Genomic DNA, 14,627 nt, shown 5'->3' with positions numbered 1-14,627 from the left:
CGCGCTGTGACGCAGCAGACGCCTGCAGAACGCCCGGAGACGTCTGTACCCCGCAACCTGTTCAGTAGCGCTGTGGGGCCTGCGGATTGGCGGCCAGCTCGGCCTCCACCTCGGCGTGGAACTTCTTCTCGACGATGAAGGACAGGAACGGCACAACGCCGCCAAGTGCCAGCAGGACCAGCTTCAGGAACGGCCAGCGCATCAGGGACCAGAGCCGGAAGTTTGAGATCAGGTAGACCACGTACATCCAGCCGTGCACGATCAGCACTGTGACCGAGACGTTCACGCCGTTAAGCACCCCCGCCGGCTCTGCGTCGGAGAATCCGAAGCCGAACGGCTGACCGGTGGCCGCGTTGGTGCCGCCGGCGAACAAGTACTGCCCGAAGCCATACCGGGCCACCAGCTCGGCACAGAGCAAGAGCAGCATGGAACCCGTGAGGTAGGCCATGACCTTGTAGAACTTCAGGGCCGACCGGATCTGGGCCTCGGTACCGCCGAAGCGGCGCTTTTTCCCGGAAGTCTTGGCGCCGGATGCCTGCGACGAGGGGGTGGCCGGTTTCGGATCAATCATGGCTGTACCTTCTGCTGGTGTGGGTCAGGCTGCTGCTGGTGTTCAGGCTGCTGGGGGTCGGGCTGTTGTTCTGCGGTGGCGGAATCCTGGGCCTCGTCGAGGGCCTCCTCGAGGTCCCGGTGGTAGTCGTCCTTGACAAGGCGCCACCAGATGAAGAGGGCGAAGCCGGCGAAGACGACCCACTCGATGGAGTAGAAAAGGTTGAGCCAGTTAATGTGCTGCGCCGGGGGCTGGGGACCGATGTCCAGCGGCAGGAGGTTCCCCGGGACGGCGGCGGCGCTGACGTCCTGGCCGCCCACCACTTCCGCGGTCGCCGACACGAAGCCCGGGTAGCTGCTCACGTCCCAGTAGTTGATGAGTTCGGCCACGGAAACCGCCGAGGCCTCCCCCGGCTTGGGCGCTTTCCCTCCCACCGGCGCTTCGGACGGCAGCAGCCGCCCGGTCAGTTCAACAAGGCCCGACGGCGGTGCTGCCGCGTCCCCGGGTTCCGCCACCCACCCGCGTGCCACCGGGATCCAGGTCTGCGGCGAAGCGGCGGCTCCGTTCAGGGCGGGGGCGCCGTTGACGGCAAAGGCCGAAACTACCCAGTAGCCGCTCTTTCCGTCGTGGAGCCTGCCTGGAACCAGCACTTGCTTATCGGGACTGTACGTTCCCTCGGCGGTGACCATCTGGTCTGCAACACTGCCGTGGAAGAACTCACCCGGCTGGAGCGTGCTTGTGAGCGGCTGGACCTGCTCGGTGGCCGGATTGACCGGCGCTTCGGGTTGGGTGGAGCGGCCGAACTGCCACTGGCTCAGCAGCACGAAGACCCCGGACAGAGCGATCGCGAAGATAAAGCCTGCGATCCATCGGGGCTTAAGGGCTGTTTTCCACACGTCTTAACCGTACTTCGTACTTCTGTAGAACAACTAAACGCAAGGACGGCCGGGCCCTGGCTCGGGACCGGGCCTGCCTAGTGGTCGAAGAACACCAGGCTTGAGTTGATGAGCTCGGCGATCACTTCGGCGTCGTAGGCGCGCCGCAGGGATTCACGGAAGGATTCCTTGGAGAGCGAGCGCGCCAGGGTGGCCAGCACTTCCAGGTGGTCCGAAAAGGAGCTGGCCGGGGTGGCAATCAGCAGTATGACCGTGGCGGGGCCGTCCGCAGCCCCGAAGTCCAGCGCGTGGCCGTATTTGGCGATCCCGACGGCGATGGAGGTTTGGGAGACGAATTCGCTGCGCGCGTGCGGCAGTCCGATACCGCCCGGGAGCCCCGTGGCCAGTTGGTGCTCCCGGGCGTTGACGTTCTTCAGGAACCCGTCCAGATCCGAGATCCGCCCGGCAGCGTGCAGCCGTTCTGCCAGCTGGTTGGTGGCGTCGGTCTTGTCCTTCGCCTCCAGCTCCAGTATCACCATGTCGGCAGTGGTGAGGTGGGCGTCGTACGGGTCAAGTGGTTCCGCCAAGGCGTATCCCTTCAGTCAGCAGTGCGGGGCGAACGGCCCCTCAGCGCAAGGGCACGATGTCTTCCGCGCCCAGGCGGGCGGCGTCTGCGGATTCGTCGTCCGGCTGTTGCTGGCTGAGGCGTTCAGCTTCCACGCGGGCGATGTAGTGGCGGACCTCGTTTTCACGCTGTGCGTCACTCCAGCCAAGGACGTCACCCATCAGTTTAGCGACAACGGGGGCGGCGGACACGCCGCGGTCCCAGGCCTCGATGGAAATCCGGGTGCGCCGCGTGAGGACGTCCTGCACGTGGCGGGCACCTTCGTGCGTGGCGGCGTAGACGGCTTCGGCCTGCAGGTAGTCGTCGGCCCCCGGGATGGGCTCGGCCAGCTCCGGGTTCTGCGCGATGATGGCCAGGACTTCGGGGGTCATTGATCCGTATCGGTTGAGCAGGTGCTCGATCCGCGCCACGTGCACCCCGGATTCCTCGGCGGTGCGGTTCCGGCGGTTCCACGCCGCACGGAAGCCGCTGGCTCCCAGCAGCGGGATGGTTTCTGTGCAGCTGGGCGGGACACGTTCGTCCATGGTGCGGGTGGCCTCGTCCACAGCATCCTTCGCCATGACGCGGTAGGTGGTCCACTTGCCGCCGGCCACCACCACCAGGCCGGGAACCGGGTGCGCCACCACGTGCTCGCGGGAGAGCTTGGCGGTGGAGTCGTTTTCGCCGGCCAGCAGCGGCCGCAGGCCTGCATAGACGCCTTCAACGTCCTCCCTGGTCAGTGGGCGCTTCAGCACCTGGTTGACATGTTCCAGGACGTAGTCGATGTCCTTGCTGGAAGCGGCGGGGTGGGCCTTGTCCAGGTGCCAGTCAGTGTCCGTAGTGCCGATGATCCAGTGCCGTCCCCACGGGATGACGAACAGCACCGACTTCTCGGTGCGCAGGATGAGCCCCACGGTTGACTGGAAGCGGTCGCGGGGAACCACCAGGTGGATGCCCTTGGAGGCGCGGACCTTCAACTGGCCCCGGTCGGTCACCATTGCTTGGGTTTCGTCGGTCCATACGCCGGTCGCGTTGATGACCTGCTTGGCGCGGATGCTGAACTGCGTCCCGTCCTCGCGGTTCTCCACCTTGGCTCCGACCACCCGCTCCCCCTCGCGCAGGAAGTCCACCACCGCCATCTGGTTCACGGCGTGGGCGCCGTAGTGGGCAGCGGTACGGACCAGGTTTGCCACATATTTCGCGTCATCCACCTGGCCGTCGTAGTACCGGATGGACCCGACGAACGCGTCGTTTTTCAGGCTGGGGGCCGCGCGCAGGGTGCCGCGCTTGCTCAGGTGCTTGTGGAACGGCACGCCGCGGCTATGTCCGCTGGAGATGGACATGGCGTCGTACAGTGCGATGCCGGCGCCCACATAGGGCCGCTCGATGAACGGCTTGGTGAGCGGATACAGGAACGGCACCGGCCTGGCCAGGTGCGGGGCGAGCTCGGACAGCAGCAGCCCGCGTTCCTGCAGGGCTTCCTTGACCAGGGCGAAGTCCAGCATTTCCAGGTAGCGCAGGCCGCCGTGGATCAGTTTGGACGACCTGGAGGACGTGCCGGCAGCCCAGTCGCTGGCCTCGACGATGCCGACGCTCAACCCACGGGTGACGGCATCCAGCGCCGCTCCCGCGCCAACGATGCCGCCCCCCACGATCAGGATGTCCAGTTCCTGGCCGGGTTCCGTGGTGGCGCGCAGCCGCTGGATGGATGCTTCCCGGGCCTCCGGGCCAAGGGCCCCGCCATTTGCAGGAACACTCTTCATTGAACGCCTCCAGTGCCTCGTGTGCCGGTAGTAAGCCCACACTACTTGCTAGTGGCGTGCTTTGGGCAGGGCGGCAGGGTGCCCACCCCGCCCTGCCCGGCGCGTCAGTTTCCTGCGTAAGGCGACACGACGACGTCGACCCGCTGGAATTCCTTCAGGTCCGAATAGCCGGTGGTCGCCATGGAGCGCCGCAGGGCGCCAATAAGGTTGGACGTGCCGTTGGTGTGGTGGCCCGGTCCGAAGAGGACCTCCTCCAGCGGCCCCACCGTGCCGACGTTGGCGCGGTCACCGCGCGGGAGCTCCGTGTGGTGGGCTTCCTGGCCCCAGTGCCAGCCCTTGCCCGGCGCCTCCTCTGCCCTGGCCAGGGCGCTGCCGAGCATGACGGCGTCGGCGCCCATGGCGATCGCCTTGACGATGTCACCCGAAGTGCCCATGCCGCCGTCGGCAATCACGTGCACGTAACGGCCCCCGGACTCGTCCATGTAGTCCCGGCGGGCGGCAGCGACGTCCGAAATGGCGGAGGCCATGGGCGAGTGGATGCCAAGGGCGCGGCGCGTGGTGGTGGTTGCGCCGCCGCCGAAGCCCACCAGCACGCCCGCGGCACCGGTGCGCATGAGGTGCAGCGCCGGAGTGTAGCCAGCCGCGCCGCCCACGATGACGGGGACGTCGAGTTCGTAGATGAACTGCTTGAGGTTCAGCGGCTCATGGTCCTTGGAGACGTGCTCGGCGGATACGGTCGTGCCCCGGATGACGAAGATGTCCACACCGGCGGCAAGGACCGTCTTGTAGTGTTCCTGGGTGCGCTGGGGGGTGAGGGAACCGGCAACCGTGACGCCAGCCTCGCGGATCTCAGCCAGGCGGGACGTGATGAGGTCGGGCTGGATGGGCGCCAGGTACAGCTCCTGCATCCGTCCGGTGACGGCGGGGCTGTTGGTCTCGTCCTGCAATGCCGCGATCTCATCGAGGATGGGCTGCGGATCCTCGTAGCGGGTCCACAGGCCTTCCAGGTCAAGCACGCCCAGGCCTCCCAGCCGGCCAAGCGCAATGGCGGTCTGCGGCGACATGGCCGAGTCCATCGGGGCAGCGATCACGGGCATGTCGAACTTGTACGCGTCGATCTGCCAGGAGACGGAGACGTCCTTGGGGTCGCGGGTGCGACGGTTGGGGACGATTGCAATGTCATCCAGGGAGTAGGCACGACGCCCACGCTTGCCACGGCCGATCTCGATCTCATAAGTCACTGCTCTAGGTTATCCCAGCAGTTGTGTTGTCCTGGTGGCTAGAGTTGACCGATGGGCAGCCGCTGGATCTTCGATGGGCGTATCGCCGGCATTGGCACTGCTTCCGGGCTGCGCGCGGTGGTGGGAATCTGGGAGGACTCCCCTTTCGGATCCGTCGCCGATGTCATGGTGCAGCAGCCCTGGGGGCACCGTCTGCTGCTGGCACCGACACCCGAAGTCGCTGGCTTCATCGCGGCAACCTACAGCTTTGACGAGGTGCAGGTGGTGGACGTATCCGCCACGCTCGCCGGGCGCACGTTGACGGTCGACGCCGGCCCGCTGGCGATCCGGGCGGCCACGGGACCGAGGACCCTCCTTGGTTCTGTCCTGAGGACGGTCCCGCACGGCCTTGCGGTCCATCCCCGCTGGCTCAGCGCCGTCAATCCCCTGGCAGCCCTGGCAGCCCCCGGCGCCCGCACGTACGGCACCGCGGGCAGCGGCAGGGAGGAGTTTTATGGGGTGACCGACCTGCACCACCTGACCTCCGCCGTCGTCACCTGGGAAGGCGCCGACGCCGGCGTACTGGCTCCGATCCGGCCTCCAGTGACATTCGGATTCAGCAGCGTTCCGCCGCGGCCCACAGTGGCCCGGGTCCGCACCACTGTGGTGGAGGCCTAAGTTCCTGTCGGTTCGTCGACGGTCAGCTGGGACTCGAACATCCGGAAGTACCTGCCGCGCCGGGCCACCAGTTCTTTGTGCGTACCCTGTTCGACGATCTGCCCGTCCTCCAGCATGTACACGACGTCTGCTTTTTCGATGGTTGCGAGGCGGTGGCTGATGGCGATGATGGTGCTGCTGCGGTCAGCGAAGAGGCGGGTGAAGATTCTGTGCTCTGCGAGGGCGTCGATGGCGGACGTGGGCTCATCCATCACCATGAAGGACGCGTCACGGTAGAAATTCCGGGCCATGGCAAGGCGCTGCCACTGGCCGCCGGAGAGGCCACTGCCCTTCCGGCCCCGGGGGTCTTCCATCCAGTTGCTGACATGGTTGTCCAGGCCGTTGGGCAGCTTGTTGATGAACTCGAGGGCCTCCGCGTCAGCGGCTGCACGCCGGATCCGCCCGTCGTCGCGCCGGCTTTCCACGTCGCCGAAGTAGATGTTTTCGGCCGCCGTAGCGAACTCGTACTTCAGGAACTCCTGGCTGAGCACCGCCAGGTGCCGGTGCCAGGAGGTGACGTCGACGGCGGCCAGGTCCACGCCGTCGAGCAGTACCTGTCCGGAGTCCGGACGGTAGAGGCCCGCGAGGATACGGATGAGCGTTGATTTGCCGGCGCCGTTCTCCCCCACGATGGCGATGTGCTGGCCTTGGCGGATGGTCATGCTGATGCCGCGAATCACCTCAATGTCGCTGCCGGTGTACGTAAAGCGGATGTCCTTCAGTTCCACTTCCTTGGGCGCCTCCAGGAGCGGCGGCGCATGTTCCGAGGGCACGGGCATGGCCATGAACAGCTCGTAGTCCTTGAGGTTGGCGAGGTCCTCGTCGATGGAGCTCAGGGAGGACACAAGGTTGTTTGCCGTGGACAGGGCGCGGCTGACGATCTGCTGCACGTACAGGAACTGGCCCACCGGCTGGGCGCGTGCGATGATCTGGCCTACCACCCAGATCAGCGAGACCACCTCCGCACCGTACTGCAGCGCGTCTGCGGCCAACTGCCTGGGGATGTAGCGCCGCTGGTAGTCGAGGCGGCGCCGCTCGTCAGCATCGCGGAGCCGGGAACGAAGGTCCATGAGGAATCCGACAATGCCATAGAGCCGCATCTCGGCAATGTGCTGGGGCCGGAGGAGGTTGGTTTCGATCATCCGGCGCTGGCGGCGTGAATCCACCTGCGTGTTCCAATGCGCAATCTGCTCCCTGGACAGCTTGAACTGCAGGTACACGCTGGGCACGATCGCCACCAGGACGATCACGGCAATCCACCAGCTGACCAGCAACAGGGCGCCGATGGCCAGGATGACGGAGACGAGCTGCGTAAAGATAGCGGCGATGCGGTCCAGGACGCGGGCATAGGAATCCGAAAACCGCTTGGCGCGGTCGTAGAGGTCCACTGTCTCCTTGTCGTCGTAGCGCCAGAATTCGAGGGCCAGGAAGCGCTCGTACATCTGGTCGCCAACGATGGCACCCACCTTGAAACTCATCAGCTGCTGGATGTACCGGTCAATGCTGTTGAAAGCGCCCCAAAAGAGACCCAGCGCTGCGGTGACAATCACGTAGACCACGGCGCGGCGCCCCGCTTCGTCGTCGCCGCCGTAGGCTGCCGCCAAAGCTGAGGTGGTGAGGGACGCAAAGTAGGTGGTGACCAGCGGCAGCACGGCTGAGATCAACGAGCCGAGCACCTTCATCACCACCGCGCCCGGTGACGCGCGGAAGCTGACGCGGAGGACCTGCGCCACGGCCTTGGCATATGGGCGCAGGGCAAGCCGCTTTTGCGGTTCGCGTTTAGGTGTCAGTTCCGCCGGATGGCGTGATGGGGGCATGGAATCAGCCTAGTGCCGGGCCGTACCTTGAAGGGGTGGGCGGGCTAGCCAGCGAGGCAGCGCAGCCGCTGCTGGATACAACAAAAGGAGGCGGGGACAATTCCCGCCTCCTCTTGTTCACGCTGTATCAGCTTGTTCAGGCTGTTCACCTCATATCAGCGGGAATGAGCCATCCTCACCTACCTGGAGCCGTAGTTCGGCGCCTCGACGGTCATCTGGATGTCGTGCGGGTGCGATTCCTTGAGCCCGGCCGAGGTGATCCGGACAAACTTGCCGCGGACCTTCAGCTCAGGAATGGTGGGCGCGCCCGTGTAGAACATGGTCTGCCGCAGGCCGCCCACCAGTTGGTACGCCACGGAGGACAACGGGCCACGGTATGCCACGCGGCCTTCAATGCCTTCCGGGATCAGCTTGTCGTCGCCGGACACGTCGGCCTGGAAGTAACGGTCCTTGGAGTAGGACGTGTTCTTGCCGCGCGACTGCATGGCGCCCAGGGACCCCATGCCCCGGTAGGACTTGAACTGCTTCCCGTTGACGAAGATCAGGTCGCCGGGGGACTCGTCGCAGCCTGCCAGGAGTGATCCCAGCATGACGGTGTCGGCTCCGGCCACCAGCGCCTTGCCGATGTCGCCGGAGTACTGCAGGCCGCCGTCGGCGATCAGCGGAACGCCGGCCGGGATGGCGGCCTTGGCGGATTCGTAGATGGCGGTGATCTGCGGGACGCCGACGCCGGCCACCACGCGGGTGGTGCAGATGGAACCGGGCCCCACACCCACCTTGATGCCGTCGGCGCCGGCGTCGATCAGCGCCTGGGCGCCTTCACGGGTGGCAGCCTGGCCGCCAATAATGTCCACGTGCGCAGCAACGGGATCAGACTTCAGGCGCCGGATCATGTCCAGCACACCCTGGGAGTGCCCGTTGGCAGTGTCCACGAACAGGGCGTCGACGCCGGCGTCCACGAGCGTCATGGCCCGCTCCCAGCCGTCACCGAAGAAGCCGATGGCGGCGCCAACGCGAAGCCGGCCCTCGTCGTCCTTGGTGGCCAGCGGGTACTGCTCGGCCTTGGTGAAGTCCTTGGTGGTGATCAGGCCCTTGAGCCGGCCCTGCTCGTCCACGAGCGGGAGCTTTTCGATCTTGTTGGTGGCCAGCTTATGCGAGGCTTCCTCGCGGCTGATTCCCACGTGCCCGGTGACCAGGGGCATTTTGGTCATGACGTCGCTGACCAGCCGCAGCGGGAAGTCGGACTCCGGTACAAAGCGGGTGTCGCGGTTGGTGACGATGCCCAGCAGGCGGTTGTCCTCATCCACCACGGGCAGCCCGGAAACGCGGTAGTGGGCGCAGAGATCGTCCAGTTCCCGCAGCGTGGCCTCGGGGCGGATGGTCAGCGGGTTGGTGATCATCCCGGACTCGCTCCGCTTGACCCGGTCCACCTGGTCCGCCTGGTCGGCGATCGACAGGTTGCGGTGCACCACGCCCAGGCCGCCCTGGCGGGCCATCGCGATTGCCATGCGGGACTCCGTGACCGTGTCCATTGCGGCGGAAAGCAGCGGCGTCTGCACGGTGATCCGCTTGGAAATCCGCGAGGAGGTGTCTGCCTCGGACGGGATGACGTCCGTGTGGCCCGGCAGGAGCAGGACGTCGTCGTAGGTCAGGCCGATAAAGCCAAAGGGATTGTGTTCGGGCTCGGTCATGAGTGCGCCTCTTACCTTGGTTGCTGGGTCACGGGTAGGGGTTGCAGCCGATGACCAGCCCGTTATTACGGAACTGGCCTGTGCAGAGGATCCTGCGGGACCGCCATGCACGACGGCGTTCCGGGGGCAGAAAGTATTGAGTAAATATTAGAACCTCGGCGCCGATCCCCCTATTCCAGACCCGCAATGTGAGCAACCCCACTCAACTCCAGCCGGTGGCAGCCAGCAGCCGCTGTTCAAACATCGGGATCATGGTTTCCACGTAGGTCCTGGTGAGGTGGTTGTCGTCTTTGTAGACGTACACGTTCCCCACCACGGCCGGGCAGACTCCGCGCGCGCAAATGAAGTCGCTCATGTCCATAAGGTGCAGCCCCGGCAGTTGTCCCCGGTAGTCCTCCAGGGGCGACGGTTCCACCAGGGACTCGGCCAGTGACGGATTGCAGGCGGTGGCCTCGGCGCCGTTCCGCTGGGCGCACTGGGGCATGTTGAAGGTGAACCGCGGGTTGTCGCGGATGCCCACGATCTCAATCCCGGCATCAGCGAACGGCTTCACGCCGTCGAGGTAGCCAGGCACTTCGGTTTCGAATGGGGCGTCCTCATGGGTCAGCGACGCCACGGTGAACACCGCATCCGGCAGGTGTTCCAGAACGTAGGCCGCACTTGCCCTGTTGTAGGCGTTGCACTCGGCGTTCCTGGCCTGCGAGTCCGCGCCGAACCGGCAGGCGGGCATCAGGAGGGTCACCAGTTCCCAGCCCCGGGCAGCCGCCAGCGCCAGCGCAGCAAGATACTGCTGGGCGTGGGAGTCTCCCAGGAGCACGATGCGCTTGGAAGCCGGTTCCTCCGGGAGCTCCTGCCGGCAGCCCTCCAGGATGGGATCGCTGGTGGCGTTGGCTCCTGTGCAGGGCGAGTCGATGCCGGCCCAGTCGTTGTCCAGGGCGGTGGGCCCTGCGATGGGTCGAGCCCTGGGAGCGGGAGTGTTTTCGTTTCCGGGGGTGAGTGCCAGGGCCCCGGGCGTGAGCTCCCGCGGTTGTGCCGCCGTCGCGCTTTGCTCAGCGGTGAGCGACGTCTGCCAAACAGCGACGGGCCCTGCCAGCACGGCACCGCACGCGATGATGACGACGGCGGTGCGCCAGGCCCGGAGCTTGGGCCAGTGCCAGTCGCGCAACGGCCTTTCCACAAAGCGGGTGGTCAGGACAGCAAGCACGACTGAGGCAGCAATGACGACCAGGCCCTGCTTAAGGTTCGGCCCCTCCACCCCGGTGGCCGCCAGCCCAAGCACCAGGACGGGCCAGTGCCACAGGTACAGGGCGTACGAGTTGTCGCCCAGTGCCACGGCGGCCCGGCTGCTGAGGAGCCGGTCCACGCCGAAACGGCTGCCGGCCTGGCCCGCCATGATGATCGCGGCCGCAGCCAGCGTGGGCCACAGCGCCACGTATCCCGGAAAAGACCGGTCAACGCTCAGGACCAGTCCGCAGGAAACCATCGCCACCAGGCCGGCCCAGCCCAGGGCCACCCGCAGGACCCGGCCGGGCTTGAGGTAGGGCAACGCCAGCGCCAGCAAAGACCCAAGCGCAAACTCCCAGAGAGCCGGGCGCGGGTGTCGAAGTAGGCGTAGGCCTGGTGGGTGGCGGTCTGGTCAATGGAGTAGGCCAGGGACACCGCGAACACAGCCCCGAAAACCACTGCCAGCAGCCCGGGTAGGTCAGCCGGCGCAGGCGGGGAATCCGGCGCAGCCAGTTCAGCAGCGCAGGGGTGGCGGCAAGGATCAGCGGCCACAGGATGAATACCTGGCCCTGGATGGACAGGGACCAGAAGTGCTGCAGCGGGCTGGCACCGGCGTGGTCCTGTGCTTAGTAGTCCACTGCAGCGTCCGCCACGAGCCAGTTCTGGCGGTAAACGAGGGACGCCCAGGCCTGGTCGAGGACCTCGGGCCAACGGCCCTGGGGCAGAATCAGCCACGTGCCGGCCAGCACCCCAAGGATCACCACGACGGCGGCGGGCAGCAGGCGTTTGAACAGGCGCAGCCAGTGTGCCGTTTGCCGGGGCGAATCGGCGGTGGACAAACTATGCTGGGCCCATCCATGGAAGGGAGCCCGCATGGTGGTCCAATTGCGGATTTGTGTGCCCGGGGACCTGTCCGCCGTGGCCCTGGAGACCTGCCGTGACCAGCGCAGCACAGCGGAAGTGGTGTTGGTTCCCGGCGCGGCCGTAGTGCCGGAGGGCGATGTCATAGAGGTCCTGATCGCCCGGGAGTCAGTGGAGGAACTGCTCGAGAAGCTGGAAATCCTGAAGGTTCGGGACGTGGGATCCATTGCCATGACCGCGCCGGAATTCGTCCTGTCCAAAAACGCCGACCGGGCCGAGCGTGCCGCCCCCGGGGACGGCGCGGACGCGGTGATCTGGGACGACGTGACACTGCAAACGGGTGAGGATTCCCGGCTGACGTGGAACTTCCTCGCTTTCCTGGTGCTGGCAACCCAGCTCGCCGGGATTGGCATCGTGACCGATTCACCCATTGCGATTGTTGGCGCCATGGCGGTCGGGCCTGAGTTCGGACCGTTGGCAGCCCTCGCCGTCTCGCTTGCCACGAAGCAGTGGAGGCTTGGGCGGCGCGCCGCAGTTGCGTTGGGCGTCGGATTCCCTGTTGCCATGCTCCTGGCAGCGCTGACGGCATGGCTTTCGGTCCCGCTCGGCCTCTTCCCCCGCGATGCCCTGGACAAGGGCTCGGCCGTCGAATTCATCTACCATCCGGGCCCGTATTCACTGATCGTTGCCGTGCTGGCCGGGATCGCCGGAATGCTTTCCATCATCGGCCGGCGTTCCGCGGCGCTGATCGGCGTCTTCATCTCCGTGACCACCGTGCCTGCTGCGGGGTACGTAGCGGTGGCTATGGTGCTGGGTGAGTACCAGAAGGCGGCCGGCTCCGCCCTCCAACTGCTGCTCAACCTTGTGGGCATCGTGGTGTCCGCCCTGGCAGTTTTGCTCTTTTACCGGATGATTACACGGCGGCTGCCCGACGGAGTGGCACGTAGCCTTAGGCACCAGCGCAGCGGAAACCGCGGCTAGGCAGGATCAACGCCTTTCGGCTATGGCCGCAGCAGGGCGCGCAGGGTCTGGATGGTGTCCGCTTCACCTGGGGTTTTATCGTCGCGGTAGCGCTTGACGCGGGCAAACCTCAGGGCGATGCCGCCAGGGTACCGAGGCGACTGCTGCACACCGTCGATCGCGATTTCGACGACGGTGACCGGCTCGACCCACACGGTGCCGGTGGTTCGCCTCACTTCAAGCTCCTGGAACCTTCCGGTCTGCCAGCGCAGCAGTTCATCGGTAAGGCCCTTAAAGGTCTTGCCCACCATCACGTAGCCGCCGGGCTCGCCAAATTCCCCCTTGGGGTCGTGGGCCCCGAGGTGCAGGTTCGAGAGCATCCCGGTACGCCGCCCCGACCCCCATTCGCAGGCGAGCACCACCAGGTCGTAGGTGAGGACGGGCTTGACCTTTACCCAGTTGGATCCGCGGCGGCCGGCCGCATAGGTGGATCCGATCGCCTTCACCACCACCCCCTCGTGGCCGGCGGCAAGGGCATCCTGCGACACGCGTTCGGCGACGGCCGGATCAGCCGTGACCTCCCCCGGGATCCGGTGTTCCGGGGCGATGCGCTCAAGCACGCTGATCCGCGCTGACAGCGGCTCGTCGAGCAGGTCCCGCCCATCGATGTGGAGCACGTCGAAGAACCATGGATGCAGCACCGTTTCCCGTGCTGCATCAGCACCAAACCGCGCCATCGTTTCCTGGAAGGGCCGCGGGCCGCCTTCCTCGTCCAGGGCAAGGGTCTCGCCGTCAAGGATCACGTCCCGCAGCGGCAGCCCGCCCACCACCTCCACCACCTCGGGAAGCCTGTGGGTCACGTCGGCCAGGTTGCGGGTGTAGATACTGACATCGCCTCCGCTCCGGTGCACCTGGATGCGGGCGCCGTCGAGCTTATATTCCACCGAGGCCTCCCCCGTGGCCTCCAGCGCTGCGCCTGGACTCGTTGCGGTGGCGGCGAGCATGGGCAGCACGGGACGGCCAACCACCAGGCCGACGGCGTCAAGCTCGGCTTCGGTGCCCGTGATTGCCAGCAGGGCGGTGCCGCCGAGGTCCCCGGAGAGCATGGCCGCACGCCGTACGGCTTGGACGGGCTTCCCCGACGCGCGGGCCACGGCGTCCGTCAGCACTCCTTCCAGGGCGCCCGTGCGCAATTCGCCGAGCAGGACACCTGCGATGAAAGACTGCTCCGGCCCGGTGGCTGCCGCCATCAGTTTCCGGAGCGTCGCTGCGCGCTCCGCGCCTGCTCCGGTCCCCGCTGTACCGAGCAGCCGGTCCAGCGCGGCATCAAGGTCGGCCACGCTGAGACTTGGCTCCGCGGCTGGCTCCGCCTTGGCCGCTGCCACGGCGCTCCAGCCCACGCCCACGCGTCCCTGGCGGGGCTTGGCACTGAGCAAGCCGACCGCCGTCGGGATCTCCGCGGGCTCAAGCCGGCGCAGCAGCTGGGCCAGCGCATCCACTTTCGCCAGCCGGGAGCGGGTGGAGGAGACGGCCTTCGTGGTTTCCACAAGCTCAAGGAGCAGCATGGCACCATCCTGCCACGCACATGCTGGACAGGCCCGGACCAGGCTTCCACACTGGACCCATGGGAATCATCGTCGCGAACCTGTTCGTTACCCTTGACGGCGTCTACCAGGCGCCCGGCGGCCGGGAAGAAGACCCCGAAGGAGAATTCGCGTTCGGCGGCTGGCAGGCACCGGTATCCGACGACGAATCCGGTGCGGCCATTGGCGCGGAGATCGAAAAGATGGACGCCCTCCTGCTCGGCCGGAAAACCTACGACATCTTTGCCGCCTACTGGCCGCACCAGTCCGGGGACATTGCCGACACGCTCAACCGGGTGCCTAAGTTTGTCGTGTCAGCATCCCTGAAGGACCCCTCCTGGGCAGGGACCACGGTGCTGCCGGACGCCGCGGCGGCGGGGAGCCTCAGGGACGACTACCAGCAGATGCACATGTTCGGCAGCGGAGTCCTCATCCGCTCGCTGCTCGCGGCAGGCGTCCTGGACCGGCTGCACCTCTGGCTTTATCCGGTCACCCTCGGGCAGGGCAAGCGCCTTTTCGACGCCGGCACGGTTCCATCCTCGTTCCGTCTCGCCGAGCCGGCGCGCAGCTTCCCCAAGGGAGCGGTGTCACTGGTGTACGAGCCTGCGGGCGGGGTTGAAACGGCAGAGATGGGGGCGACGTAGCCCGGCGTCCTGCGAAGGGCGTGAAAAAGGCTGGCCCGGCAGATGCCGGACCAGCCTTTTAAGCCACAGAGCTGGGCCCACGCCGTCAGGGTTCCCTGACCGAGCGAAGCGAGGTTAG

11 protein-coding genes and 1 pseudogene are annotated in these 14,627 nt (G+C 66.4%); 3 read left to right on the top strand and 9 right to left on the bottom strand.

Going from position 1 to position 14,627, the window contains the following annotated elements; all coding sequences use genetic code 11:
- Positions 1-61: 61 nt before the first annotated feature.
- The 5 genes from IEW19_RS06875 to IEW19_RS06855 form a co-directional block, all read right to left on the bottom strand.
- Complete coding sequence (locus IEW19_RS06875; protein WP_188570905.1) at positions 62-571, bottom strand: DUF3817 domain-containing protein; 510 nt, start codon at positions 569-571, stop codon at positions 62-64.
- Complete coding sequence (locus tag IEW19_RS06870; protein WP_188570904.1) at positions 568-1,446, bottom strand: SURF1 family protein; 879 nt, start codon at positions 1,444-1,446, stop codon at positions 568-570. The genes IEW19_RS06875 and IEW19_RS06870 overlap by 4 nt, the downstream gene beginning before the upstream one ends.
- Positions 1,447-1,523: 77 nt before the next feature.
- Positions 1,524-2,012, bottom strand: coding sequence for a PTS sugar transporter subunit IIA (locus IEW19_RS06865; RefSeq protein WP_188570903.1), 489 nt, complete (start codon positions 2,010-2,012; stop codon positions 1,524-1,526).
- Positions 2,013-2,052: 40 nt separating this feature from the next.
- Entirely contained in the window at positions 2,053-3,792 is a 1,740-nt protein-coding gene (locus IEW19_RS06860; RefSeq protein WP_188570902.1) for a glycerol-3-phosphate dehydrogenase/oxidase, read from the bottom strand.
- 104 nt (positions 3,793-3,896) lie between these two features.
- Positions 3,897-5,033: a GuaB3 family IMP dehydrogenase-related protein gene (locus IEW19_RS06855; protein WP_188570901.1), complete on the bottom strand. Its 1,137-nt coding sequence runs from the start codon at positions 5,031-5,033 to the stop codon at positions 3,897-3,899.
- 51 nt (positions 5,034-5,084) lie between these two features.
- Here IEW19_RS06855 and IEW19_RS06850 point away from each other — a divergent pair, with 51 nt between their 5' ends.
- A complete protein-coding gene (locus tag IEW19_RS06850) occupies positions 5,085-5,690 on the top strand; it encodes a hypothetical protein (RefSeq protein ID WP_188570900.1) in 606 nt (201 codons plus the stop codon).
- Here IEW19_RS06850 and IEW19_RS06845 read toward each other — a convergent pair.
- From IEW19_RS06845 to IEW19_RS06835, 3 genes and pseudogenes are all read right to left on the bottom strand, one after another.
- Positions 5,687-7,546, bottom strand: a complete 1,860-nt coding sequence (locus IEW19_RS06845; RefSeq protein WP_188570899.1) for an ABC transporter ATP-binding protein — start codon at positions 7,544-7,546, stop codon at positions 5,687-5,689. The two genes, IEW19_RS06850 and IEW19_RS06845, sit on opposite strands and share 4 nt — an antisense overlap.
- 179 nt (positions 7,547-7,725) lie before the next feature.
- Positions 7,726-9,237 carry an IMP dehydrogenase gene (guaB, locus tag IEW19_RS06840; RefSeq protein WP_188570898.1) on the bottom strand — a complete coding sequence of 504 codons (1,512 nt, stop codon included), beginning with the start codon at positions 9,235-9,237 and terminating at the stop codon, positions 7,726-7,728.
- A 202-nt stretch (positions 9,238-9,439) separates the two neighbouring features.
- Positions 9,440-11,270, bottom strand: a pseudogene (locus tag IEW19_RS06835) (acyltransferase family protein); the annotation flags it as partial.
- 64 nt (positions 11,271-11,334) lie between these two features.
- Between IEW19_RS06835 and IEW19_RS06830 the strand changes: the two are divergent.
- Positions 11,335-12,303, top strand: a complete 969-nt coding sequence (locus IEW19_RS06830) for a DUF389 domain-containing protein (RefSeq protein WP_188570897.1) — start codon at positions 11,335-11,337, stop codon at positions 12,301-12,303.
- A 20-nt stretch (positions 12,304-12,323) separates the two neighbouring features.
- Here the strand turns inward: IEW19_RS06830 and IEW19_RS06825 are convergent, their stop codons facing one another.
- A complete protein-coding gene (locus tag IEW19_RS06825) occupies positions 12,324-13,847 on the bottom strand; it encodes an ATP-dependent DNA ligase (protein ID WP_188570896.1) in 1,524 nt (507 codons plus the stop codon).
- A gap of 59 nt (positions 13,848-13,906) precedes the next feature.
- On the opposite strand from IEW19_RS06825, the gene IEW19_RS06820 reads away from it, so the two are divergent.
- Complete coding sequence (locus tag IEW19_RS06820) at positions 13,907-14,509, top strand: dihydrofolate reductase family protein (RefSeq protein WP_188570895.1); 603 nt, start codon at positions 13,907-13,909, stop codon at positions 14,507-14,509.
- The last annotated feature ends 118 nt before the right edge of the window (positions 14,510-14,627 follow it).

Origin of the sequence: Arthrobacter liuii (assembly GCF_014639275.1) — a bacterium.
Lineage (GTDB): Bacteria > Actinomycetota > Actinomycetes > Actinomycetales > Micrococcaceae > Arthrobacter > Arthrobacter liuii.
The sequence above is the reverse complement of the archived record's forward strand: the minus strand, read 5'-3'. Positions and strand labels throughout refer to the sequence as shown.